This is a genomic window from Oceanipulchritudo coccoides, assembly GCF_010500615.1.
Classification (GTDB): domain Bacteria; phylum Verrucomicrobiota; class Verrucomicrobiia; order Opitutales; family Oceanipulchritudinaceae; genus Oceanipulchritudo; species Oceanipulchritudo coccoides.
In genome coordinates, this window is the sequence record NZ_JAAGNX010000002.1 from 1,035,478 (window position 1) to 1,060,393 (window position 24,916).

The window sequence follows — 24,916 nt, forward strand, 5'->3', positions numbered from 1 at the left end:
CCGACTCAAGGGGACCGCATTTTCTTCGTGACCCCGCTTAAGGCAATCTGCTACCGTCTTCCACAATACCGTTTCTGTATGGACCGTCGTAAATTTATTGTTGGCTTGGGGGCTTTGATTTTGCCCGCTGGATTAGGCTCCCTCTGGGCGGCCAGTGCCAACGTACACATTGTCCGGAAGGGTGATACTCTCAGCGCTCTTGCTGTGCGCTACGGGGTGACGGTTCGTGATTTGAAGCGGGTCAACGCATTGAAGTCGGATATGATCAAGATCGGGCAGGCCCTGAAGATTCCGGAGCCTTCGGGCAATCATATGGATATTGCGGCCCTTCTCGCAGGCGTCCGGGTCGACCGGTCCCGCTGGAAGTACATTGTGGGTCACCACAGCGCGACCAAGTACGGCAACGCGGAGATCTACGACCGCAACCACCGCCGCCGCGGGATGCAAAACGGGCTGGCTTATCACTTTGTCATCGGTAACGGGATTAATTCCGGCGATGGCGAAATCGAGGTGGGTCCGCGTTGGAAGGAGCAATTACAGGGCGGTCACGTCCGCAAGCACGAAGTGAACCTGCGTGGAATCGGGATTTGCATGGTTGGAAATTTTGAAGAGACACATCCTTCAAGGAAACAGCTCGCCTCCTTCCGTGCACTTGTCGATCACCTTGGTGGTAATGTGCTGAAAAATAACTACACCTTTGCCGTGCACAAGGAGATTGACCGGAACCACACGGTCTGTCCGGGCCGCAATTTCCCGGTTCGCGCCATGCACCAGCGCTTCGGCTGAGTGTGTCACAGGCCTCCGGCCTGTTGTTGGAGAATACAGGCCAGAGGCCTGTAACACTAGAGGCCTGTAACACATCGGTCCTGTTACTACCGTCGGCGTTGCTTGTAGCGCTTACCCTTGCGCTTTGGCTCAAAGCTTCCGGGGTTGCGCAGTGCTTCAATCTGGTCACGGAGGATAGCCGCCTGCTCAAACTTGAGATCGTTGGCGGCGGCCAGCATTTCCTCTTCAAGCTCCGCAATGACCGCAGCGACATTCTCATCGCCATGCGCTTCCGCCACGGAGACCGGATCAGCCGCTTCCTTCTTGCCGTAGTGAAGGCTTTTCTGGATTGCCCGCCTGACACTTTTCGGGGTGATCCCATGCTCCTGGTTGTGGGCGAGCTGTTTGGCACGGCGTTCCTCGGTTACGGCAATTGCTTTCTTCAACGAATCCGTCATGACATCCGCATAGAGGAGGACCCGTCCCTTTTCATGACGGGCTGCCCGGCCGGCTGTCTGGATGAGACTGGTCGCGCTGCGCAGGAAGCCCTCCTTGTCAGCGTCGAGGATGGCAACCAGGGCAACCTCGGGAAGGTCGAGTCCCTCGCGTAGGAGATTGACGCCAACGAGGACGTCAAATTCCCCGGCACGGAGATTTCGGAGGATCTCCACACGCTCAATTGCATCGATATCGCTGTGCAGGTATTCCACGCGAATCTTCCGTTCGCGAAGGAAGGTGCTCAAGTCTTCAGACATGCGCTTGGTGAGGGTTGTGACAAGGACCCGCTCGCCTGCTTCGACAGCCTTGAGGGTCTCGCTGATCAGGTCTTCCACCTGCCCGGTTGACGGGCGCAGATCCGGAATGGGATCGAGCAGACCTGTCGGGCGGATGATCTGCTCGGCAACAACGGCGGATTGGGCAATATTATCAGGTGAGGGCGTGGCGGAAACAAGGAGGGTTTGTCCTGTGATCTGGCGAAACTCATCAATCTGTAACGGCCGGTTATCCAATGCGCTGGGCAGGCGGAATCCATATTCAACCAGCCGCTCCTTGCGGGAGCGGTCGCCTTTGTACATGCCACCGATCTGGGGCACCGTGACATGGCTCTCGTCGATAATCGTCAGAAAGTCCTCCGGAAAGAAATCGATCAGGCAAAAGGGGCGTTCCCCGGACTTCCGTCCGGACAAGTGCCTTGAGTAATTTTCTATGCCTTGGCAGAAGCCCATTTCCTGGAGCATCTCGATATCGTACTCGGTGCGCATGCGGATCCGCTGCGCTTCAATCAGGCGCTGCGTCTGCTCAAACTCCCCAACGCGCGACTCCAGCTCGGTACGGATATTCTTAACTGCGCGATCCACCTTATCCCGTGGTGTGATGAACTGATTGGCCGGATAGAGGTGGAATTGGTCAAAAGCGTCCCCGGTCTCACCCGTCAATGGATCAAGAGCCCGAATCCGTTCAACTTCATCTCCCCAAAACTCAATCCGGATGGCCGTTTCCATGTAGGCCGGAAAGACATCCACGGTTTCCCCACGGACGCGAAAACAGCCTTGCTTGAACTGGATGTCATTGCGCTCGTAGAGGTTGTCCACGAGGCGGTGAAGAAAGGTATCCCGTCCAATTTCCTTACCCGTCTCGATGGGAATCATCATGGCCTTGAAATCCTCCGGTGATCCAAGCCCGTAGATACAGGAGACAGAGGCCACGACAATCACGTCAGACCGTGAGATTAGCGAACTGGTCGCGGCGATCCGCAAGCGCTCGATTTCCTCATTAATGGAGGAATCCTTTTCGATGAAGGTATCGGTGGCCGGAATGTAGGCCTCCGGCTGATAATAGTCGTAGTAGCTGACAAAGTACTCGACGGCATTGTCCGGAAAGAAGCTCTTGAATTCGCTGTAGAGCTGCGCGGCAAGTGTCTTGTTGTGGGAAAGGATCAGGGTGGGGCGCTGCAGTTCCTGAATCACGTTGGCCATCGTGAAGGTCTTCCCTGATCCGGTTACCCCAAGCAGGGTCTGGCACTTGTTGCCTGAACGGATTGAATCCACCAACTGGGCAATGGCCCGGGGCTGGTCACCGGTTGGTTTGAAATCAGACTTCAGGGAGAAGGACATATTGAAGAAGGCTATGCCAAAGGACTCAGGGATGCAAATGACATGGAGGACTAAACCGGAATGAGCGATTCAACAATGGAATCGGCTTATGTCTCCTGGACGCTTTCCTTGTCATTGTACACCCGCTCATCCAGCTCACCTTCGCCCTTGGCGACTATACAGGAAACGGTACTGTCGCCAGTCACGTTGACAGCGGTCCGGACCATGTCGAGAAGGCGGTCAATTCCGATGATCAAGCCAATTCCTTCCACGGGAAGGCCGACCTGGGTCAGCACCATACTGAGCATGATGAGCCCGACCCCGGGAACACCAGCCGTGCCGATGGAGGCAAGGGTCGCTGTCATGATCACCATCAGGTAGTCGGTCACCCCAAGGCCCATCGAGTATGCCTGGGCGATAAAAACGGTCGCGACTCCCTGCATGATCGCGGTACCGTCCATGTTGATGGTCGCGCCCAAGGGGACGGTGAAGGAGGCCACGCTGTTCTTCACGCCCAGCTTTTCCTCAACTGTCTTCAGGGTGATCGGGATGGTTGCGTTGGAACTGGCGGTGGAGAAGGCGAAAATCTGCACCTCCCGGAGTTTTTTGAGGAACGGTCCGGGATTAAGTCCCGAGAACCCCTTCAACAAAAGCGGATAGGTGACCAGCGCGTGCAGGAAGAGCACACCCAGAACGAGGACGAAATACTTGATCAGCGGGCCAAAGGCATCGAATCCCTGTGTCGCGAAGGTCCGGGCAATCAGGGCGAAAACGCCGTAGGGAGCCAGTTTCATGACAATCCAGACCAGTGTCATGATGACTTCGTTCATGTCCTCGAAAATGGCCAGCAAGCGCTTTCCGGGCTTACCCGAAAGGGTCAGGGCCAGTCCAAAAAGGACCGCAAAGACAATAATCTGGAGCATATTGCCCTGCGACATCGCGGCGATCACGTTCTTTGGAAAGATCCCAATCAGGACATCGACCAGCGAGGGCGGGGTTGCCGCTTCAAAGGAGACATCCGTGGCCAGCCCGAAGCCCTTCCCGGGACCCACGATAATGGCGGCAATCAGCGCAAGGGTGATGGCAATGGCGGTTGTCATCAGGTAAAGGCCGACCGTTCGGACCCCGATCCTTCCCAGCTTGCGCACATCATCAAGGGCAGCGGTTCCACAGACCAGGGAGACGAAGACGAGTGGCACAACCAGCACGCGCAGGAGCGCCAGAAAGGCCTGCCCAAGCAGGTTGAAGAGCCCCTCCACAAGGTAGTCGCTTGTAAAATCACCGACAAACCCTCCCGTCCTGTTCACGATCAGGCTGCACAAAAGCCCGACAACGACGCCAATTCCCATTCCAGCGAGGATTTGTATGGTCAGGCTGTGCTTTGAATTTGTCGATGAGCTCATAGGGGCAGGATGGGGAATCCTCGGAAGGACTTAAAGGAGAAAAGGGCCCTCCCAGTTCCCAGCCAGTCGAGCACTGCCCCGGTTCGAATTTTGGCATTGCGCCACCTTGGTGGGGATTTACCGTCAGGCAAAAATTATACCTATGATCATAAAACCAAAAATCCGGGGATTTGTATGCATCACGGCTCATCCAGATGGCTGCGCGAAACATGTTGAGGAACAGATTAAACACGTGCGGTCCAATGGCCCGATCAAGGATGGACCGAAAAATGTCCTCATAATCGGCGCCTCCACAGGTTACGGCTTGGCTTCCCGGGTGGCTGCGGCCTTCGGATCTGGCGCCAACACGCTTGGGATCTTCTTTGAGCGCCCGCCTGGAAATGGAAAACCCGCCTCTGCCGGATGGTATAACTCTGCCGCAGTCGAGATAGCAGCGGCCAAGGAGGGCTTGTATGCCGGATCGATCAATGGGGACGCCTTCTCGGATGAACTGAAGACGCAGGCCATCGAGCTGATTAAAAAGGAAATGGGATCGGTCGATCTTGTTGTCTACAGCCTTGCTTCACCAAGGCGGACGGATCCAGCCGATGGGCAAACTTACAGGAGCACCCTGAAGCCAATTGGTCAGCCATTTACTGCCAACAACCTCGATACGGACCGGAAGACGATTTCCCCGATCACCATTGAGCCCGCTAACGAGGAAGAGATTCACTCAACGGTCAAGGTCATGGGCGGTGAGGACTGGGAACGCTGGATGGAGCAGCTCGAGGCAGCAGGTTGCCTGGCTGAGGGATGCCATTCTGTCGCCTATGACTATGTCGGTCCGGAAGTTACCTGGCCGGTTTATCACAATGGCACGATCGGACAGGCCAAGAAGCATTTGCGGGAGACGGCCGAGCGCATTGATGCCCTGCTTAAAATCAAGCGGGGGGCGGCTTTTATTTCTGTCAACAAGGCAGTTGTTACCCAGGCCAGCAGTGCCATCCCCGTTGTCCCCCTGTACATCTCAATTCTCTTCAAAGTGATGAAGAAGGCCGGGCTTCATGAGGATTGCATTCAGCAGATTGACCGCTTGTTCCGGACGCGGATGTATGATGGCAGTGCGCTTGTCTTTGATGAAGAAGGACGTGTCCGGATGGATGACTGGGAAATGAAACCCGAGATCCAGGAGCAGGTCAAAGCCCTCTGGCCAGTGGTCAATACCGAGACAATTGACGAGAAGACGGACTTTTCCGGCTATCAGGAAAATTTCCTGAAGTTGTTCGGGTTCGGTCTTTCCGGGGTTGATTACGAGGCGGATGTTGATCCGGATCTGGATATCCCGAGCCTGAAAGACTGAGGTTCTCTACTTTTCCTTCATCTCCTTGCGGAGGCGGAAATTCTCAACCAACAGGAAGAGGATTAAAACCGCCAGCAGGCCCAGCGTGGCAATTCTGATCTTGGAAAAGTCAGGTGACGGGGGAAGGGGCAATGTGCTTACCATAGCGGCCGGGTCAGGCAAGTTGGACATGCGTGTCCCGATGTCGACTGATTCCAGACGCTGCTTAAACCACTGGTGCAGATCCGCGTAATACTGGGATTTTCCGGACAGGCCCGATTTGTCATAGAGGATTGAAAATTGTTCCGCGTAATCCCTTAGCAATGGCAGGGCATTCAGCTCCTTCACTTCTTCATAGCCCTCGATGAGGGCATCAATGGCTTGCGGAATGTCTTCCTGAGCCAAATATTCCTGCGACAATTTGAGCCGTGTCAGCGCGGCGGCCCAAGTGTTTTGCAGCTTCAACTGGACTTCAAGGGCGGTTTTGTAGAGCTCCACTGCCTCCTTGGACCGGCCCTGTCCTGATCGAAGCTCTCCCAGATTGAAATAAGTGTAGGCCAAGTCCAGGGGGTCATTCTCTTCCAATTCGATCTCCAGCGACTTCTGCAGGTGGTATTCCGCCTCATCGAACTTTCCAAGGGGGATCAGGGATTCACCCATGTTACTGTGAAGGGAGGCTAACATCCTGCGGTTGTCATGGTCCCCGAGGTATTCAAGCCCCTGCTTGTAGCTCTCGACGGCATCCTCGTATTGCTTGAGGGAATACAAGATGATCCCGATGTTATTGGAAATGCTGGCCATACTGACCAATTGGCCGGCTTCCTTCTTGATGGCGAGTGCTTCCTTGAGTTTGGCGGTCGCCTCAAAGAGATTTCCCTGCTTCCACTCGAGGACGCCTTGTGCATTGAGAAAGTCGCCCTCCATTTTCGTCAAATCATGCAGGCGGGAGTGGGTCAGCCCGATTTCCATATAGACCCTGGCCTCCTCAAAGGACTCCTTAAAGTAATGAATCAGGCTCAGTTGAAAGAGCGCTTCTGTGATCAGTTCGTCTTCTCCGAGGTTCTCGGCATTTCTCAGGGCATCCTGGGCAACGGCCAAACCCTTTTCATATGCCCCTTCCTTGCGGAGGTCCTCAACCAAAAGCAAATTCTCGCGAATTGAATCCGCCCCGGATGCAGTCTCTATTTCCTCCTGTGCAAACCCAACCGTTCCGGCCACAAAGGCCAGACTGAAGTAAATGATTTTCTGCGGAGATATTCGAGATCCCATTCGAGGAAACATTTATGCGACCATTAAAATTTAATCAATTTTATTAGCCGTTGGGGAACGGAATTGAAGATAGATATACCAGAAGGTTCCAATGACGATTGCCGAGTCGGCGACATTAAAGGTGGGCCATCGATAAAAGGGCAGATGGAAGTCGAGGAAGTCGACGACATGGCCCCTGAAAAGGCGATCGATCGTGTTCCCGATGATGCCTCCCGATATAAGGCCGAAGCACCACTGTTGGGCTCGCATGGCCAGTTCCAGATGGTCGCGGAACAAAGCGATCAGGACGAGGACCAGGATGGCGAGCAGGATGAGCAACCAGGCAAACCCTTCAAGCATGCCCCAAGCCGCCCCGTAGTTGATTGAGTACACGATGTTGAAAAAACCCGGGATAATTTCCACCCCGCCAAATGGTGGGTAGAGGCCCATTGTCAGCCCGGAATAGTCAACGATGATCCACTTGGACAACTGGTCCATGAATAGGATCAGGCTCAGGATGATCCAAAACCGGCAGTAACCGGAAGCAGACTTCGGGGAGGCGCTGGGGGCGCCCTGATCAGTTGTCCCCGTCGTCATCGCCAAAGGTGATCTTTTCGCCGGAAGGTTCGTTCAGGAATGCCCCGGCTTGACTCACCTTTTTGCGGGTATTTTGCTCAAATTCCTTTTGGCCTTCGACCGAAAAGCGAGTGAAGGGAACAGCCTCAAGCCGCTCAGGCTTGATGGGCTCACCGGTTACTTCACATTTCCCGTAGGTGCCCTTGTAAATCCTCTGGATGGCATCTTCGATTTCATTCAGTGCCTCCTGTTCGGCCGAAAGCAGGCTGAGGGCAAAGTCGCGATCGAAATTATCCGTTCCGGCGTCGACTGAAGTGGAAATGTCACCGGAGTCCTCCTTCTGTGAACGTTTCAATGTATCGCTGGAATGAAGGTTCAGTTCCTCACGGACTTCGTCACGTAACTCAACGAGCAGTTTAAAATATTTCTGGAATTTGCGCGGTACGGTGCCGGTCTTGGCAACCGGTCCCTGCGTACTTGTATTCAAGCCGAGGATATCATCCAGTGAAGCTGCGTGGTGGTGGCTCTTCTTCGGGGGAGTCACCTTTTTCAAGTCGACCGTCTCGGCCTTCTTTGCCACCTTCTTGGTCGCCGTCTTGAGTTTCTTCTTCTCTTCCTTTTCCAGCTTTTCCTCTTCCGCCCGCTTCTTGAGAACTTCCCGCACGTCCTCCATTGTGAAAATGATGCGGCTCAAGCGCTTCGATGGCGGTTTGAAAATAGCCGGTGTGTGAGAAGGATGCTTGATGAAATCCTTCACCGAGGGTCGCTTCTTCTTGGCCGGGACTTTTTCTTTGGCCGCCTTCTTAGGAGCCGCCTTTTTCGCGGTCTTTTTGGTTGCCGCCTTTTTGGGGGCTGCCTTCTTGGCCGCCTTTTTCGCTACTTTCTTGGGGGCCACCTTCTTGGCTGCCGTCTTTTTCGGGGCACTTTTACTGGCCGTCTTCTTTTTGACGGTTGTCTTCTTTTTAGCGGATTTTTTGACCGCAGACTTCTTAGTCGCAGATTTCTTACTGGGCATATCGATTAAAGGTTATGCTTGTTCAACAAATGGGGTGAGGGCATCGGCACAGCGCGGGCAGACAGCTCCGAAGGAGGTTGTTTGCTGCTCAGTGACCGTTCTCCAACAGCGCGGGCAACGTTCACCATCAGCCACGCTGACGTCAATGGAAACTGGGTCGGAATTTTCATCCGGGATGACTTTGACTGTGGAAACAATGTAAAGTTCCGCAAGTTGCTCGCTGTAATTTTCCAGCACGCGAGCCAGTTCAGAATCCGGTTTCACGGAAAGGGTGAGGGCCGCTTCCACGGATTTTCCAATCTTCTTGGCGGACCTCAAGGCTTCCAGCTTTTCGTTTACCGCATCCCTGATTTCCAGAAGTTGCTCCACTTCGCTGGCCGTTTTCTCCATTCTCCATGTACCGGGAACGCTGGGCCAGTCCTCCATATGGATGGAATCAAGCCCATTGTCCTTCTTCAGGCCCGCGTTGAGGGCTTCATCGCAGGTGAAGACCAGGATAGGCGCCCAGAGGCGGTTGAGGGTCTGGATGTGGTGGTAGATGACTGTCTGGGCTGACCTTCGCTCGTGGCAGTCTGTGCGGAAGGTGTAGAGCCGGTCTTTCAGGAAATCGTGGTATCGCGCGGACAAGGTCACCGTGTAGAAGCGATTGAGCAGCTGGTAGACGCGATGGAACTCGTACTTTTCGTAGGCCTCCGTAACGGAATCAGCAAGAACTGCGAGTTCGTTCAGGGCCCATTGGTCGAGCGGCGTCAAATCCTCCGGGGCAAGAAGATGTTCGTCGGCCTTGAAGTCGCACAAGTTGCCCAGTTGGAACCGGATTGTATTGCGGATGGTGCGATAGGTATCCGCAGTAATCTTGATGATTTCGGGCGAGATCGCCACATCGTTGCGATAATCAATGCTCGCTACCCAGAGTCGCAGAATGTCCGAGCCGAAAGTTTTGATCAATTCGAGCGGGGAGATGACATTTCCCTGGGACTTGGACATCGCCTTGCCTTCTCCATCGAGGACAAAGCCGTGTGTCAGGACACTCTTGAAGGGGGCGCAGTCGCGGGCGCCGACAGAGGTCAACAGGGCATGTTGAAACCATCCACGGTGCTGGTCGCTACCTTCGAGGTATAGATCAGCCGGTGCATGCAGCCGCTCGTCTTCTTCAAGGACAGCGACATGTGATGCGCCCGAATCGAACCAGACGTCGAGAATATCAAATTCCTTCTCGTAGTCTTCCTCCTTCATCTCGGGTGGAAGAAAGTGACCGAGCGGTTCGGTATACCAGGCATCGGTGCCCTTTTTCGAGACAAGCTCGATGAAATTCCGGATAACATCCGCATTGAGGACAGATTCACCTGTCTTCAGGTCGCGGATGGAGGGGATCGGGACACCCCAGTGGCGCTGACGGCTGATACACCATTCCGGGCGGCGTTCAACCATGCCACGGATTCGTTCCCGGCCCCAACCGGGAATCCATTCCACGTCATTATTAATCAGCTCGAGGGCCTTTTCGCGCACGCCGCCATCGGCCAGCTCCATGAACCACTGCTCCGTTGCCCGGAAAATGATGGGGTGCTTGCTTCTCCAGCTGTAGGGGTATTCATGCTCGACCGTCTTGTGGCCGAGGAGGAGGCCCCTCTGGTCAAGCAATTCGACGACCTTCGGATTAGCGTCAAAAACAAAGATCCCTTCCATTTCGGGGAATTCCTCGGTGTAGCATCCCTTGTCGTCAACCGGACAGAAGACCGGGAGGCCGTACGCCTTACCGATAATAAAGTCATCAGCACCGTGTCCCGGAGCCGTGTGCACACAGCCGGTTCCCTGCTCAAGGGTGACATGCTCGCCAAGCATGACGAGGCTCTCGGCCTCCTCAAATATCGGATGGGCGGCTTTGGCGCGATCGAAGTCAGTCGCCTTGAAGGTCGCAACGACCTCCGCCTCCTCCAAGCCCGTATCGGCCTTGAAGGATTCCAAAAGCTCCTTTGCGACCACGTAATGCGCTCCCGAGGAAACCTTGACAGCCACATAGTCAAATTCCGGATGCAGACAAACGCCCAAATTTGCCGGCATGGTCCATGGGGTGGTTGTCCAGATGACAAGAGAAACCTCCTTCAGGTTGGCAACCGGGGCAATCGTTTCCGGATTGAGCAACGGCATCGCTACATAAATCGATGGGGATTTATGCGTATGGTATTCAATCTCGGCCTCTGCGAGGGCAGTCCGGAAGATAGGGTCCCAATGAACCGCTTTGTGTCCCTTCCGGATCAGGTTTTTCTCCACCAATGCGAGAAGCACTTTCAAGATGCCGCCCTCGTACATGTGGGTCACTGTCGCATACGGCGTGTCCCAGTCTCCAAGGATACCGAGGCGCTTGAATTGGGTGCGCTGCTTGTCAATCCAGCCCAAGGCGTACTTATGGCAGAGCTGGCGCAGTTCCTGGGGATCCATATCATGGATCTTGTCGCCGATTTGCTTCAGGATCTGCTGCTCGATGGGAAGCCCATGGCAATCCCAACCGGGAACGTAGGGGGCCTTGAATCCCCGCATGCTTTTGTAGCGGATGACAAAATCCTTGAGGATCTTGTTCAGGGCGTGGCCCATGTGGATATCGCCGTTGGCGTAGGGTGGGCCATCGTGGAGAATGAAGGTTGGTCCACTGGCCCGGTGCTCAAGAATTTTTCCGTACAGGTCATCCCCGTCCCATGAGGAAAATAACTCCGGTTCACGTGCGGCGAGATTTCCCCGCATCGGGAATTGGGTCTTTGGGAGATTGAGAGTGTCTTTCAGTTCGGTGGCCATTTTGCTACGGATGCCTCCTGATTTCAGAGGCTTTTGAAAGCGGCGAAGATGGGCAATGCGCCAGTGGAGTCAAGCTAACAGGCAACCCGTCTTGAGACTTCTAAAAGAGACTCAGTGCGCGGCTGCTTTCCACGACTACCCATGCGAGGGCAATGATCACCACAAAGCTGAAAAACAGGATCCACCGCTTCTTCCGTCTCTTAGATCGGAGAAAGGGATCGTTGTCTGTTTGCCAGAAGTTTGTTTGCGATAAATGCGCGAAAAATCCGGGTTTGAAGACGCCCCGATATTGGCGTCGGTCAAACTTATAGTGGGACCGACCCATGCGCTTTTCGGCGCGCCAGATGAAAAAACGCCGGAACATGTCGATCACCTTAGCAGTAAAGGCGAATTATTAGCAACCGCAACTTCAGCCTTCCAGAGGAATTCCTCAACCGCCCAGAATGGCGATGAAATACCCGGCTGCCAGCGCACTGCCGAGCACACCTGCGACGTTCGGCCCCATGGCGTGCATCAGAAGGAAATTGTCCGGATCGGCCTTTTGGCCCTCAACCTGGCTGACTCGAGCCGCCATCGGGACCGCACTGACGCCGGCTGAACCAATCAGGGGGTTGATCTTGTTCTTGCTGAAGAGATTCATCAACTTGGCCATGATCACACCGCTGCCGGTGGCAATGACGAAGGCCACAATGCCAAGGGCGAGAATACCCAGCGTCTTCGGGTCGAGAAACTTGTCCCAGCCCATTTTCAGGCCAACCGTCAGTCCGAGGAAAATGGTCACCACATTAATGATCTCATTCTGGGCCGCTCGTACGAGCCGCTCAGTGACGCCGTTTTCACGGATGAAATTCCCGATGAAGAGCATGGAAATGAGCGGAGCGGCCGCTGGAACCACAAGCAGGCAAAATGCCATGACGACAATCGCGAAAATCATCTTTTCGGTCTTGGAGACCTTCCGCAGGGATTGCATACGGATCTTGCGCTCCTTTTCATTGGTCAGGAAGCGCATGACGGGTGGCTGGATGACGGGCACCAGGGCCATGTAGGAATAGGCTGCCACGGCAATTGCCCCCAGTAATTCCGGGGCAAGCTTGTTGGCGACAAAGATCGAGGTGGGCCCATCCGCGCCCCCAATAATTCCGATCGCGGCCGCTTGTTCCAAAGTGAAGGCCCCGCTACCGACAGCTGCGAAAAAGGTCGCAAATATGCCGAATTGTGCGGCGGCTCCCAGAAGCAGGGTCCGCGGATTGGCGATCAACGGCCCGAAGTCCGTCAGGGCACCAACGCCCATGAAGATGAGCGGAGGGAATATCTCGAGCGAGACCCCTTGCTGGATATAATAGAAAAGCCCGCCGGGGGAGATCAGCGTACGGCTGATTTCACCGCTCTCCGACAGGGTGTACTGAATCTCCGGAGCCTGTAGGATGACATCATGAATGGGCAGGTTGGCGAGAAGTGCACCCAGGCTGATCGGAACCAGGAGGAGTGGCTCGAATTGCTTCACTACGGCAAGGTAGATGAGCACGCCTATGATGACCCACATCACGACCATCTGCCAATGCAGCTGGGCAAAGCCTGTGGATTGGAGGACGTCGTTGATGGAATCCATGATAAAGTAGTTTGGGGTTATTCGATTGTGAGGAGCGACTGGCCTTCCTCGACCGGTTCACCTGCGGCGACTTCAATGGACTTCACGGATCCGGCGACCGGGGCCGAGACAACCGTGTTCATCTTCATGGCCTCAAGGGTGGCAATCTGCTGGCCTGCGGCAACTTCGTCGCCGACGGAGACATCAATCGAAACGACCTTGCCGGCGAGCGGGCTGGGAACACCTCCTCCAGCAGCGGCTGCGGGAGCTGCTGCCTTTGCCACGGGGGCGGCAACTGCCGCGGCACCGGCTGATCGCGCAGGCCGGCGGCCCCCGCCGGATTCCCTTGGCGGGGCGGAATCATCGCCCATTACCTCGGCGACGACGTCAAAAACTTTGCCGTTAAGCGTTATGCGGAATTGTTTCTTCATACTTCGAAAAGGTGGTTCTAAAATTTTAGCGGATTTTATGTGATGCAAAGTGTTCCCGGCGCCCCTCGCGGTTCCAATCCTTGGTGGCCGCTGAGCGAATGGAAACGATCCGTGATCGGCGTCCCATCAGGCATGACACCACTGCTGCGATTGCCGCTACCTCCTCTTCATCGATTTCTTCGGCCGGTCCGGAAATCGAGACTGGATCCGGTTGCGGACTCCGTTTGAAGATCACTCCGAGCAGGACGGTGAGGCCCCACAGAAGCATGAGGGCAATCAGGACGACCAAAAAGCCGAGAATGTGCTCAAGCGAACTGATGAAGGGATGGGTTGCTGCAATTGGCATGCGTTTCCTTATACGGATGCGTTTCTTAAATTAAAGCGGAATATTTCCGTGTTTCTTCGGTGGCCGGGTTTCGCGCTTGGAAAGCAGGCTGTGTAAACCAAGTGAGACACAGGACCGCGTTTGCGCCGGCTCAATCACATCCGTGATAAAAGCGTTGGCAGCCGCCTGGTAAGGTGAAGCAAATTCATCCCGGTAGGAATCAATCAGCTCAGCCCGCTTGGCGGCCGGGTTGTCGGAGGCCTTGAGTTCCTTGCCGAAGACAATGTTCACCGCTCCTTCGGCCCCCATGACGGCGATTTCCGCCGTGGGCCAGGCAAAGACCAGATCCGCGCCCAAGTCGGCACTACACATGGCCAGGTAAGCCCCGCCGTAAGCCTTCCGCATGATCACGGTGATCTTCGGGACTGTTGCCGAGGCGTAGGCGAAGAGCATCTTGGCCCCGTGGCGGATGATTCCCCGGCGTTCCTGTTCAAGACCCGGGAAAAATCCGGGCACATCGACCAGCGTGACAATGGGAATTGAATAGATGTTACAGACGCGGACAAACCGTGCGCCCTTGTCGGAGGCATCGATATCGAGGCAGCCTGCCTTGACATTGGGTTGATTGGCCACGATCCCCACGACGGCCCCGTCAATGCGGGCAAACCCCGTGACGAGATTCTTGGCGAAATCAGGCATGATTTCAAAGAAGGTCTCCTCATCGGCCAGTACATCGATGACTTCGTGCACATCAAAGGGGCTCTTTGGATCAGCCGGCACAAGGTCATTGAAGCGCTTGATCGGGTCCAGACTCATGGTTTCCCGCAAGTGGTGAGGCGCATCGTCAATATTGTTGGCCGGGAGATAGGAGAGGAGGGTTTGCGCAAGCTCAATCGCATGGGCATCGTCCTCGGCAATGAGATGAATATTACCGCTCACGCTGGCGTGGGCGTCGGCCGTGGCAAATTGTGCCAGCTCAGCCTTTTCGCCGGTGGCCGCCTCAATCACCTGAGGCCCGCAGATGAACATGTTGGCGTTCTTGCGGGTCATGATGAGGAAATCCATCAGGGCGGGGGAGTATGCTGCCCCACCGGCACAGGGGCCGGCAATGATCGCAATCTGCGGAATAAGCCCGGAACACTGGACATTGCGGTAGAAGATTTCGCCATATCCGGAAAGTGAATCCACCCCTTCCTGGATGCGGGCCCCGCCAGAGTCATTCACCCCGACCACGGGAATTCCCGCCTTGATCGCGTAATCAATCAGGTCGCAGACTTTCTTGGCATGGATCCGGCCAAGCGCCCCGCCACCAACCGTGAAGTCGTGTGCGTACGCGGCAACCGGACGTCCGTCGACATAACCCGTTCCCGTGACCACACCGTCGCCGGGCATCTTTTTCTTTTCCATTCCGAAGCTCTTGCAGGAATGCTTGGCGTGCATGCCAAATTCCTGGAAGGTATCCTCGTCAAACAGTTCCAGGAGCCGTTCTCGCGCGGGCAGAAGGCCTTTTTCCTTCCGCTTGGCCATTTTTTCTTCGCCGCCTCCGAGGAGCGCGGTTTCCCGGCGCTTGTGCAGGTCTTTCAGTAATTGTGGGTCAATGGGCATCTTATCGATTTCCTTCAGATAAAGTGATTATTCCTTGTTGGCGCAGAATTCAGTCAGGACGCCGTGCGTCGATTTTGGATGCAGGAATGCTACCAATTTGTTCGCTGCCCCCTCAAAAGGCACTTCATGGATTAAACGGGCACCTGCAGCGGCCGCTGATCCCAGCTGTTCCGTGATGTTGTCCGTGCGAAAAGCAATGTGATGCACGCCTTCCCCGTTCTTTTCCAGGAATTTGGCGATCGGACTCTCCGGATCGGTCGCTTCCAGTAACTCAATATGCACTTCCCCGACATGGAAGAAGGCTGTCTTCACCTTTTGGGAGGCCACTTCCTCGATGCTTTCACATTTCAGCCCGAGGGTCTTTTCGTAGTAACTGACGCCCTCTTCAAGGGATTTAACCGCTATGCCAATATGGTCGATTTGTTGTATCATTTTCTTGTTTATTGATTGTCTTTATTTTCTATCTGATTCTTCTCGATTGGGACAAGTATAAAATTAACAAAACTTAACGAAATTTCTTGTAGTATTAGATAAATTAATCAATTTGCCCTTTAAAACCGTTGGAAGTCGCCTTAATAGCCAACCACATTAATACTTCACAATTCAAAATATAACTCAACGCAACTGGTAAAATGGAATCCGACAAGACAACCCGTCTTCTGAGCGAGTTTCCTTCGCAGACCTACGAGGAATGGAAGGAAGCGGCTGTCAAACTGTTAAAGGGGCGGCCTTTCGAAAAAACGCTGATCACGCCGACGTATGAAGGGTTTGACCTTCAACCGATCTACATGCGGGAAACGATGGCTGATTTCCCGCATCTGGGAGACACACCCGGAACGGGCAGCCAGGTCCGAGGCAGCCGGCTGGAAGGCTATGTGGATGCCGGGTGGCTGATTTCGCAGGAACTTTCCGCGCCGACGGCCAAGGAATTGAACACGATTGCCCGGCACGAGCTGGAGAATGGGCAGAACGAGTTGAACGTCTGGTTCGACCGTCCGACACGCGAAGGGCAGGATGCGTCCGCAGAAACCTCTTCTGTCGGTGTCTGCGGGGTATCGCTCTCCGCGCTCGGGGATTTGAAAGTGCTTCTGGAAGGGATTCATCCGGAAATGATCTCCCTCAACCTGCAGAGTGGTGCGGCTGCACCGGCGATCTACGCACTGCTTGACGAGTGGGTTCGCGAATCGGGAACAAATCCTGAAGAAGTCCGCGGTTGCCTCGGAATGGATCCGGCGGCCTGGTTGGCCGAAACGGGTGCCCTTCCCGGTGAAAAGGAAAAAGTTTTTGATGTCATGGCCGAGTTGATACAGGCCGCGGCGAAGAGGCTGCCGCAGTTGCAGATTCTCGATATCCAGGGCCATGCCTTTCATAATGGCGGGGCCAGCTCCGCTCAGGAATTGGCCGCCGTCCTTGCGGCTGGTGCCAATTGCCTCAAGGAGCTCGCGCAACGGGGAGTCCCGGCTGAGCTGGTGGTTCCGAGGATGCGGTTATCCGTCTCCATCGGTGGGAATTACTTTATCGAGATTGGCAAGTTGCGTGCCCTGCGGCTTCTCTGGACACGGATTCTGGAGGCTTATGGAGTGTCGGAAGCGGAGCGCAAGGTGCACTTGCACGCCCGCACCGGCTTGTGGAACAAGACCCGCTTTGATCCATATGTGAACATGCTGCGCACGACGACGGAGGCATTCTCCGCTGTAGTGGGTGGATGTGACAGCCTGCACGTCGCTCCCTTTGACGAGATTATCCGGGAAAGCGACGGGTTTTCCCGGCGCATTGCCCGCAACACGCACGCGATCCTCGCAGAGGAGTGTGGTTTGACCAATGTGATTGATCCAGCTGGTGGATCCTACGCCGTGGAGACCATCACGGACGAGATGGCCGCTGCCGCATGGAAACAATTCCAGGCAATCGAAGCCGCTGGGGGAATTCTCGCCGCCTTGGAAAGTGGCACCTTGCAGGAAGATGTTGCCCAGGTCTACGCGGCCAAGATCAAGAATATCCAGCGTCGCAAGGATGTCATCGTCGGGACCAATTCCTATCCCAATGCGAGTGAGAAGTTGCTCGGTGGCAGGGAAATTGATTACGAGGCAGTCCGTATCGAAAGAATCGCGACAGTTGATACCTGGAAGTCCAGCCGTGACGACAAGGCCGTTCAGGAAGCCCTTGCAAATTGTGGCAAATCCGGCTCCCGGATAGAGTCACTGGTCGAGGCTGCCCGTGCCGGGGCAACCGTGCAGGAGCTGATGGCCGCCCTGGAGTTAGGCCAATCCGATATCAAGGCCAACCCGATCGGGTTCAAGCGGGCCGCGGAGGAGTATGAGAATCTCCGGCTCGCCGCGCGCGAGCTGGCAGAGGCTGGTCGTCCAGCCCGCATCCATCAATTGAACATGGGACCTTCCCGGCGTTACCGTATCCGGGCAGACTGGACCAGCTCCTTCTTTCAGGTGGCTGGGTTTGAGTTGCTCAACGAGGACGATTACGCGGACATTGACACGGCGGTTGCCGCGCTCAAGGAAAGCGGGGCCAAGGCGGCAATCATCACTTCAGACGATGAGACCTATTCCACCACGGTGGAAGCTCTCGCTGCAGCCATTAGTGAACTGGACGCCGGGATAAAGATTCTGGTTGCCGGGGCGCCTGGTGACAACGAGGAAAAGTGGCGGGCCGCCGGAGTGGACGACTTCGTGAACATCCGCGTAAATAACTACAGTTTCAATCGTGCGCTTCTCGAATCAATGGGAGCGAGCCTTTAAGGAATTTCAACCATCAACTGTCACCAAAAAATGACGACAACACCCGATTTTACAAAGTTAGACTACCGAGCGGACAGCAGCGGTAAGGGGTACGCAGACTGGAAAGCGGCCCTTGAGAAGAAGACCGGCAAACGCGCCGAGGATCATGTCTGGGACACCATGGAACAAATCCCGGTGAAGCCATTGTACAGCAAGGAAGACCTTGCCGGCATGGAACACCTTGACTACCAGGCGGGCGTGGCCCCGTTCCTGCGCGGGCCTTACGCCACCATGTATGTCTTCCGCCCATGGACGGTTCGTCAGTATGCGGGGTTTTCCACGGCTGAGGAATCCAACGCCTTTTATCGCCGGAATCTTGCCGCCGGGCAGACGGGGCTCTCCGTGGCATTTGACCTTGCAACCCACCGCGGATACGACAGCGACCATGAGCGTGTTGTCGGGGACGTCGGGAAAGCCGGTGTAGCGATTGATTCGATACTGGACATGCAGGTCCTGTTTGACCGCATTCCACTGAACAAGGTCTCCGTTTCCATGACGATGAACGGCGCCGTTCTGCCGATCATGGCCTTTTACATTGTGGCCGCGCTCGAGCAGGGTGCGAAGCTGGAGGAGCTAGCGGGAACGATCCAGAATGACATTCTCAAGGAATACATGGTGCGGAACACCTACATCTATCCGCCCATTCCGAGCATGAAAATCATTGCGGACATCTTTGAGTTCACTTCCCAGAAGATGCCCAAGTTCAACTCGATCTCCATTTCCGGTTATCACATGCAGGAAGCGGGAGCGACTGCCGACCTTGAGATGGCCTACACCCTTGCCGACGGCCTGGAGTATCTGCGCACGGGCATTGACGCCGGCATTGACATTGATGCCTTCGCCCCACGCTTGAGCTTTTTCTGGGCACAAGGGAAGAACTACTTCATGGAAGTGGCCAAGATGCGCGCGGCGCGCCTCATCTGGTCCAAGTTGGTGAACCAATTCAATCCCAGGAACCCGAAGTCGTTGGCCCTGCGGACGCACTCGCAGACCAGTGGATGGAGCCTCACTGAGCAGGACCCGTACAACAACGTCACACGGACATGCGTCGAGGCCATGGCGGCCGCAATGGGACACACCCAGAGCTTGCACACCAACGCCTTGGATGAGGCGATCGCCTTGCCGACCGATTTCTCTGCCAGGATTGCGCGTAACACGCAGCTCTTCCTGCAGGACGAAACGGGGATTTGCAAAGTCATTGATCCGTGGGGTGGCAGTTATTATGTCGAAGCGCTCACGCATGCCCTGAAGGAACGCGCGTGGGCTCACATACAGGAAGTCGAGGAGCTCGGTGGAATGGCCAAGGCCATTGAGACAGGGCTTCCGAAAATGCGTATTGAGGAAGCGGCGGCCCGGCGCCAGGCACGCATTGACAGCGGCCGTGAAACCATTGTCGGGGTGAACAAGTACCGCCTCGAGAAAGAGGACCCGCTTGAGATTCTTGATGTCGACAACACAGCTGTTCGCGAGTCGCAATTAAAGCGGCTGGCCAAGCTCCGTGAAGAGCGGGATGAATCGGCTTGTCGCCAGACGCTTGAGCGCCTGACCAAGGCTGCAGCCGGGGAGACGGACGAGAATCTGCTCCAAGTGGCCATTGAGGCAACGCAGGCCCGGGCCTCCCTTGGGGAAATTTCTGACGCCCTTGAGAAAGTCTATGGTCGCCATCAGGCTGTAATTCGTTCGATTAGTGGTGTGTACAGTAGTGAATACGGTGACAAGGACGAGGTGGAGAAGATCCGCGCACGTGCCGACGCCTTTGCTGAAAAGGAAGGCCGTCGCCCACGTATCATGGTTGCGAAGATGGGGCAGGACGGGCACGACCGGGGAGCCAAGGTCGTGGCAACCGCTTATGCCGACCTCGGATTCGACGTGGATATCGGGGCTTTGTTCCAAACACCGGAGGAAACAGCAGCCCAAGCCGTTGAGAATGACGTCCACATCGTGGCGATGAGCTCACTGGCGGCTGGCCACAAGACACTTTTGCCCAAGCTGGTGGCTGCACTGGCTTCCCATGGACGAGAGGATATTCTTGTCGTGGCTGGGGGCGTTATCCCCGCACAGGATTATGATGATCTCTACGCCAAAGGCGCCTCGGCGATCTTTGGCCCGGGGACAATTATCACCGAGTCTGCCCGCAAGCTCCTGAGCCTGCTGGAAGGGCAGGTTGAATAGGGGCAGGGGTTTGGTTTCTGATGACAGAAAGTGATGAACGAAAGCGACCCGAGTGGGCACCTGCCGAAGGTGGCGAGGGGTTTGCTTCGAACGTCATGAAAGGTGTTGAGGGAGGTCATGACGGCATGCCCGGCAGTCTTCCGAGTATTTCCTCCAAGCCACCTGCGAAGCGCCGGCAGTTATCGGTAGATGAGCTTGAAATCGGGATCCGTTCAGGTGACCGGACGCTTCTGGCCCGCGCCATAACGCTGGTCGAAAGCAATGCGCCCGCCCATCAGGCCCTCGCGCAGGAATTGCTCGACCGCTTGATGCCGGAAACCGGCAAGTCGCTTCGGGTCGGCATCACGGGCGTGCCCGGCGCAGGCAAGTCCACGATGATTGATACCCTTGGTGCCATGCTGTGCGAGAAAGGGTTTAAAGTCGCGGTCCTTGCGGTGGATCCGTCCAGTTCGGTCACCAAGGGAAGCATTCTCGGTGACAAGACACGGATGGAAAAGCTTCTGGGCCACAAGTCCGCCTTTGTGCGTCCGTCCCCGACGGGTGGTTGCCTTGGCGGGGTGGCCCGAAAGACGCGCGAGACGCTGCTTCTGTGTGAGGCCTTCGGGTTTGATGTCATTCTTCTGGAGACGGTCGGGGTCGGTCAGAGCGAAGTCACCGTGCGATCGATGGTCGACTTCTTCCTGCTTGTCATGATTTCCGGCGCGGGGGATGAGCTGCAGGGCATCAAGAAGGGCGTTATCGAATTGGCCGACGCCATTGTCGTGAACAAGGCCGACGGCGACAACGTCCGCAAGGCGCGCATGGCGAAGGCGGAATACAACCGCGTCCTCAGTTTCCTGCACCCATGCACGGAAGGTTGGAAGACAAAAGCCTACATGGCATCAGCGCTTACCAAAGAGGGGATTCCCGAGCTGTGGGAGAAAATTCAACTCTTCAAGGAGACTGTCCAGGCGAATGGTGTATTTGAAAAACGACGACAAACCCAGAACCTTGACTGGATGCACGAGCTCTTGAACGAGGCTCTGCGGCAACGCTTTCTCGCAAACACGGTCATGCACGGACGGCTACAGGATTTGTCGGCTGCCGTGGCACGGGGGGAAGTGCCTCCGGTGAAGGCTGTCGAGGACTTGATTGAACATTGGGTCCGGTTGGACCGGTAACCGGGCCTGAAGGTTGACAGGAGGCGTAACCGGGCCTGAAGGCCCGACTCATGGCGGCTTTCTTGCGGTGTTCTAGACCGTCCAGATTTTCAGGGAACGGAGGAAGAATCCCTCAAGGGCGGCATCGTCCTTCATGTTGAGGGCGAGCAGGCCCATGCAGGATTCCAAGGCGGCAATGGCCTGGGTCAATGCGTCGGCAGGGAAGGGGACTTCGTGGCTCAGCTCGATGGCCGCAAGGCGTGTCGCTTCTTCAATGTCGATAAGAAGCTTGTCGCGAATGCCTTTTTGCAGACCCACTTTCATGGCATCCAGCTCTTCATCCGATAGGTGTTCAGGGATGGAATCGGCCTGCTCCTTCCATGAGGCTTCAGAGCTTGCCTCCACCTTGTCGACAAAGCGCGAGAGCAGGCCATACGCTTGCAGGATTGCCCGGTCGGGCTCGGCGCGGGCGGAGGCGGAATCGGCATGGAGCCATTTAATCCAGTTGCCGTAATCGGAAATCCACTGGGTCCAGTCTTCGTCCCGTTTGCGGCTTAACTGGCTGGGAATCTTAAATTGGAATGACCGTGAGCGAATGGTCTCGATGATATCATAGGGCCGGGTGCTCAGCAGGAGGATCAAGGTTTGCGGCGGAGGTTCTTCCAGCGTTTTCAGAAATGCGTTGGCGGCCTGTGGATTCAAGCGGTCAGCTTCGTATACCACCGCCACCTTGTAGCCGCCCTGGTTGGAGGTCTGGTTCAGTTGGCGGATGAGATGCCGCATTGTGTTGGGCTCGTCCTTGCCACGTTCCCCGACAATGATCCGGCGGGATTTTTTCGACGGGCGCAGCGTGAAGTAGTCGGCGTGCGAGTCCGTCTTGCCCTTTGCTTTCAAAATGGTTCCGGCAAGTGCTTGGGCCACGCTTTCAAGCAGCACCAGATCATCTCCCTTGAGGAGAATTGCGTGAGCCAACCGGCCCTTTTCGAAATTGGCCTCGAGGGTCTTGACCGGCCGGAGGGCGCGGATTTCAGCTGGTAGCTGGCTCAGGCCCGACATGTTAGATGACGCGCTGGCGGAGTTGCTTCCAGATGGCGTTTTCCAGCTCATCCCGATGCAATTCGCCATCAACAACGATAAAGCGTTCCGGCATGGCCTTGGCCAGCATGAGGTACCCGTTGCGCACCTTCTGGTAAAACTCAATGTTCTCCTTTTCCATCCGGTCGGGCAAGTCGTTGGCCCGGTGCTTCACCCGCTGCAGGCCGACTTCCGCATCAAGGTCAATGACCACGGTGACATCTGGCTTGGTTTCCCCAACGGCAAAGGTGTTGATCATATGGACCGGCTCCGACTGGATATTGCGGGCAACCCCCTGATAGACCGTTGTCGAATCCATGAATCGGTCACAAAGGACGATCTTGCCGGCTTCCACGGCGGGGAGAATGACTTCGCGCACCAGCTGGGCGCGACTCGCGGCAAAGAGTAGCAGCTCCGTTTCGGGCATCATGTTATGCCCCTCGGCTGCGTGCATGAGCGTGTGCCGGATCTCTTCACCGATCGGTGTTCCACCCGGTTCGCGAGTCACAATAACCTCATATCCGGCATCTTCAAAACGGTCGGCAATGCGGCTGATCTGGGTGGACTTTCCGCTGCCCTCGGATCCTTCAAATGAGATGAGAAATCCCCGTGTGTCGTCGTTCTCTGTCATGCTTTTAATTAATCAGATAATGAGCCGGAGGTCCAGCTTTCGATGAAGCGAGCGGTTTCCCTCAGTGAGGGGCTGCGGCCTGTGCGGACATACTGACCGCTGGTGGCCACGGCGACCATCAGGCAGGCCTCAGGCGAAAGGCCAATGACCTCGGCCGCGGCAAATCCCGAATTAAAATGGTCTCCGGCCCCCGTGGAAATTTTTGGGGACTTGCAGAAGGGCCCCTCGACATACCATGCACCATCCCGCGTGGCGCAGGCGGCCCCCGACCGTGGATGAATGACCACGCAGGGAAGGTTGAGGGCGTTGCGAATCCGGGTGGCGCCGGACTTGAGCGAGTCCGCCTCCTCCTCGACGCTGCCGAGTTCGAAGACATCGCATACCTGCTTTGCTTCGGAGAGATTCAGGCCGAGGGTGACTGAGCCGTGCGAGCGGAACTTTGAAATGACATTGAGCACTTCCTTCAAATCACCACGGGAGCGTTTGGCCGGATCGGCCAGGTCAAAGTAAAACCAGCGGCCGGATTCCTTCGGGCCAAGGTTTGGCAGGACGCGAGTGAGGAGGCCCTCGAAAATGGCGGTCATGTTGGGGATCATGGTCCAGTTGACGAGGGCGATGAGATCGGCGCGGTTTACAGCGTCGATGAAAGCCCCTTCTCCCATCACTTCAAGAATACGGTCCAAGGTAAGGTCATCGAGGCCCTTCATCGATCCAAGCATGATCTTCCCGTCGGTAAACTCGAGAGCGTGCGTAATGCCGGGAGCACAGATGCTGACGGCGTTTGTATTTTTGGCAAATTCCTCGAAGACCGCTTCCATTGGCTGGCCAAGGGCACCGATGTATTGGACCTTCAAGCCATCGGCAACAAGCGCATTGGCCATGATGGGACCGTTACCACCAAGCTTTTCATATTCCTCGTACAGCTCGATATTGGCCGACTCTCCAGCGGCATCGATGATGCGTTGCCCGAACGCTTCAATGGTCGGGATCGGCTCAAAATCGGCACCCTGTCCGAAGCGGCTGTCGACCGGCTTGATGATCTTGTCGACAAATCCGTCCAGGCCGACGATAGCCGATTTTGTGGAGGCAGTGGCCATCTTTTCAGACAGCTCGTTCAGGATATTCTTGGCATTCATTCGTGGAATAATCTCTATTTTGGAAAAGGACCATTGGACCGCATCGCCACTGGCCTTGTCGAGAAAAATGCGGGTGAGGGGGACTTTTCAATTGCGGCCCCTCGGACTGCTTCAAATGATTTCCCTACCGATGTTTATCTTTGATGTTTTCACGCCGCTGGTCGAGTCGCCCAATCTGGGCATGATTCAGGCCTTCGCACAAGCCAACCTCGCCGGGAAGGCGATTGTCATGCTGCTGGGTGTCTTCAGCATGGTGGCCTGGACGGTCATGGTTGGCAAATATATGGAGCTGGCCAAGTTTCGTGACCAGAACCGCGGCTTCCAAATGCGACTGGATGCCACCGAGCGTATCCTCACCATTGATCCCAAACTGCCAGAGGCCAAAGGACCGTATGCACACCTGGGGCGCGAAGGGTTGAAGGCCTATCACACGAGCGCCAAGAGCCGCAACGCGATCGCCCATGTGGAGAATTCCCTGCAGCGGGCCGTGGCTTGGTCACAGTTGCGCTATGAAAGCCGCATGACCCTGCTCGGTTCCATTGTTTCGGGTGCTCCGTTCCTCGGACTTCTCGGAACAGTCTGGGGGGTAATGGACGCTTTTGGTGCCATCGCTGGCTCGGAGGGTGCCAGTATCGCTACGCTCGCCCCGGGGGTTTCCGGTGCTCTTTTGACGACTGTCATGGGCCTGCTCGTCGCGATTCCCTCGGTATTTGGCTATAATTATCTCCTGACGCAGGTGAAGCTGCTCATTACCGATCTGGAAAATTTTGCCAGCCTGCTGGCGGACCGCATTGAAATTGAATCAAGCGACTGAT

The 24,916-nt window shown here is 55.8% G+C and carries 20 protein-coding genes; 6 read left to right on the forward strand and 14 right to left on the reverse strand.

Features of this window, described 5'->3' with window-relative positions:
- Positions 1 to 786, forward strand: a 786-nt coding sequence (locus G0Q06_RS10145) for a LysM peptidoglycan-binding domain-containing protein (RefSeq protein ID WP_238710481.1), incomplete at its 5' end; no start/stop codon positions are given.
- 86 nt (positions 787 to 872) lie between these two features.
- Here G0Q06_RS10145 and uvrB read toward each other — a convergent pair.
- Both uvrB and G0Q06_RS10155 read right to left on the reverse strand, forming a co-directional pair.
- Positions 873 to 2,879, reverse strand: a complete 2,007-nt coding sequence (gene uvrB / locus G0Q06_RS10150; protein ID WP_163965339.1) for an excinuclease ABC subunit UvrB — start codon at positions 2,877 to 2,879, stop codon at positions 873 to 875.
- An 86-nt stretch (positions 2,880 to 2,965) separates the two neighbouring features.
- On the reverse strand, positions 2,966 to 4,261 hold the full coding sequence (locus G0Q06_RS10155) for a dicarboxylate/amino acid:cation symporter (protein WP_163965343.1): 1,296 nt from the start codon (positions 4,259 to 4,261) through the stop codon (positions 2,966 to 2,968).
- 142 nt (positions 4,262 to 4,403) lie between these two features.
- On the opposite strand from G0Q06_RS10155, the gene fabV reads away from it, so the two are divergent.
- Complete coding sequence (fabV, locus tag G0Q06_RS10160; protein ID WP_163965345.1) at positions 4,404 to 5,600, forward strand: enoyl-ACP reductase FabV; 1,197 nt, start codon at positions 4,404 to 4,406, stop codon at positions 5,598 to 5,600.
- Positions 5,601 to 5,606: 6 nt separating this feature from the next.
- On the opposite strand, the gene G0Q06_RS10165 is transcribed toward fabV, so the two are convergent.
- From G0Q06_RS10165 to mce, 9 genes are all read right to left on the reverse strand, one after another.
- Positions 5,607 to 6,848: a tetratricopeptide repeat protein gene (locus G0Q06_RS10165; protein ID WP_163965347.1), complete on the reverse strand. Its 1,242-nt coding sequence runs from the start codon at positions 6,846 to 6,848 to the stop codon at positions 5,607 to 5,609.
- A gap of 30 nt (positions 6,849 to 6,878) precedes the next feature.
- Positions 6,879 to 7,424, reverse strand: coding sequence for a signal peptidase II (lspA, locus tag G0Q06_RS10170; RefSeq protein ID WP_163965350.1), 546 nt, complete (start codon positions 7,422 to 7,424; stop codon positions 6,879 to 6,881).
- Positions 7,405 to 8,418 carry a TraR/DksA family transcriptional regulator gene (locus G0Q06_RS10175; RefSeq protein ID WP_163965353.1) on the reverse strand — a complete coding sequence of 338 codons (1,014 nt, stop codon included), beginning with the start codon at positions 8,416 to 8,418 and terminating at the stop codon, positions 7,405 to 7,407. The genes lspA and G0Q06_RS10175 overlap by 20 nt, the downstream gene beginning before the upstream one ends.
- A 12-nt stretch (positions 8,419 to 8,430) precedes the next feature.
- Complete coding sequence (gene ileS, locus G0Q06_RS10180; RefSeq protein ID WP_163965355.1) at positions 8,431 to 11,208, reverse strand: isoleucine--tRNA ligase; 2,778 nt, start codon at positions 11,206 to 11,208, stop codon at positions 8,431 to 8,433.
- A gap of 430 nt (positions 11,209 to 11,638) precedes the next feature.
- On the reverse strand, positions 11,639 to 12,817 hold the full coding sequence (locus G0Q06_RS10185) for a sodium ion-translocating decarboxylase subunit beta (protein ID WP_163965358.1): 1,179 nt from the start codon (positions 12,815 to 12,817) through the stop codon (positions 11,639 to 11,641).
- Positions 12,818 to 12,834: 17 nt separating this feature from the next.
- Positions 12,835 to 13,227, reverse strand: coding sequence for an acyl-CoA carboxylase biotin carboxyl carrier protein subunit (locus tag G0Q06_RS10190; RefSeq protein WP_163965361.1), 393 nt, complete (start codon positions 13,225 to 13,227; stop codon positions 12,835 to 12,837).
- A 25-nt stretch (positions 13,228 to 13,252) separates the two neighbouring features.
- On the reverse strand, positions 13,253 to 13,573 hold the full coding sequence (locus G0Q06_RS10195) for an OadG family protein (protein ID WP_163965364.1): 321 nt from the start codon (positions 13,571 to 13,573) through the stop codon (positions 13,253 to 13,255).
- Positions 13,574 to 13,603: 30 nt separating this feature from the next.
- Positions 13,604 to 15,157 (reverse strand): acyl-CoA carboxylase subunit beta, encoded by a 1,554-nt coding sequence (locus G0Q06_RS10200; protein WP_163965367.1) that lies wholly within the window; start codon positions 15,155 to 15,157, stop codon positions 13,604 to 13,606.
- A gap of 27 nt (positions 15,158 to 15,184) precedes the next feature.
- Positions 15,185 to 15,589 carry a methylmalonyl-CoA epimerase gene (mce, locus tag G0Q06_RS10205; RefSeq protein WP_163965370.1) on the reverse strand — a complete coding sequence of 135 codons (405 nt, stop codon included), beginning with the start codon at positions 15,587 to 15,589 and terminating at the stop codon, positions 15,185 to 15,187.
- Between the two features lie 200 nt (positions 15,590 to 15,789).
- Between mce and G0Q06_RS10210 the strand changes: the two genes are divergently transcribed.
- From G0Q06_RS10210 to meaB, 3 genes are read left to right on the forward strand one after another with little or no spacing between them, the layout of a single operon-like run.
- Positions 15,790 to 17,910, forward strand: coding sequence for an acyl-CoA mutase large subunit family protein (locus G0Q06_RS10210; RefSeq protein WP_163965372.1), 2,121 nt, complete (start codon positions 15,790 to 15,792; stop codon positions 17,908 to 17,910).
- A gap of 30 nt (positions 17,911 to 17,940) precedes the next feature.
- Positions 17,941 to 20,121, forward strand: a complete 2,181-nt coding sequence (scpA, locus tag G0Q06_RS10215) for a methylmalonyl-CoA mutase (RefSeq protein WP_163965375.1) — start codon at positions 17,941 to 17,943, stop codon at positions 20,119 to 20,121.
- Between the two features lie 20 nt (positions 20,122 to 20,141).
- Positions 20,142 to 21,281 carry a methylmalonyl Co-A mutase-associated GTPase MeaB gene (gene meaB / locus G0Q06_RS10220; RefSeq protein WP_163965378.1) on the forward strand — a complete coding sequence of 380 codons (1,140 nt, stop codon included), beginning with the start codon at positions 20,142 to 20,144 and terminating at the stop codon, positions 21,279 to 21,281.
- Between the two features lie 72 nt (positions 21,282 to 21,353).
- Here meaB and G0Q06_RS10225 read toward each other — a convergent pair whose 3' ends face one another.
- Genes G0Q06_RS10225 through G0Q06_RS10235 form a run of 3 tightly spaced genes read right to left on the reverse strand, consistent with a single transcriptional unit; the run spans position 21,354 to position 24,101 of the window.
- On the reverse strand, positions 21,354 to 22,367 hold the full coding sequence (locus G0Q06_RS10225) for a hypothetical protein (protein WP_163965381.1): 1,014 nt from the start codon (positions 22,365 to 22,367) through the stop codon (positions 21,354 to 21,356).
- On the reverse strand, positions 22,318 to 22,965 hold the full coding sequence (gene tmk, locus G0Q06_RS10230) for a dTMP kinase (protein WP_163965384.1): 648 nt from the start codon (positions 22,963 to 22,965) through the stop codon (positions 22,318 to 22,320). The genes G0Q06_RS10225 and tmk overlap by 50 nt, the downstream gene beginning before the upstream one ends.
- 8 nt (positions 22,966 to 22,973) lie before the next feature.
- Entirely contained in the window at positions 22,974 to 24,101 is a 1,128-nt protein-coding gene (locus G0Q06_RS10235; RefSeq protein ID WP_163965387.1) for a PfkB family carbohydrate kinase, read from the reverse strand.
- A 115-nt stretch (positions 24,102 to 24,216) separates the two neighbouring features.
- On the opposite strand from G0Q06_RS10235, the gene G0Q06_RS10240 reads away from it, so the two are divergent.
- Entirely contained in the window at positions 24,217 to 24,915 is a 699-nt protein-coding gene (locus G0Q06_RS10240) for a MotA/TolQ/ExbB proton channel family protein (RefSeq protein WP_238710482.1), read from the forward strand.
- Position 24,916: the final 1 nt, after the last annotated feature.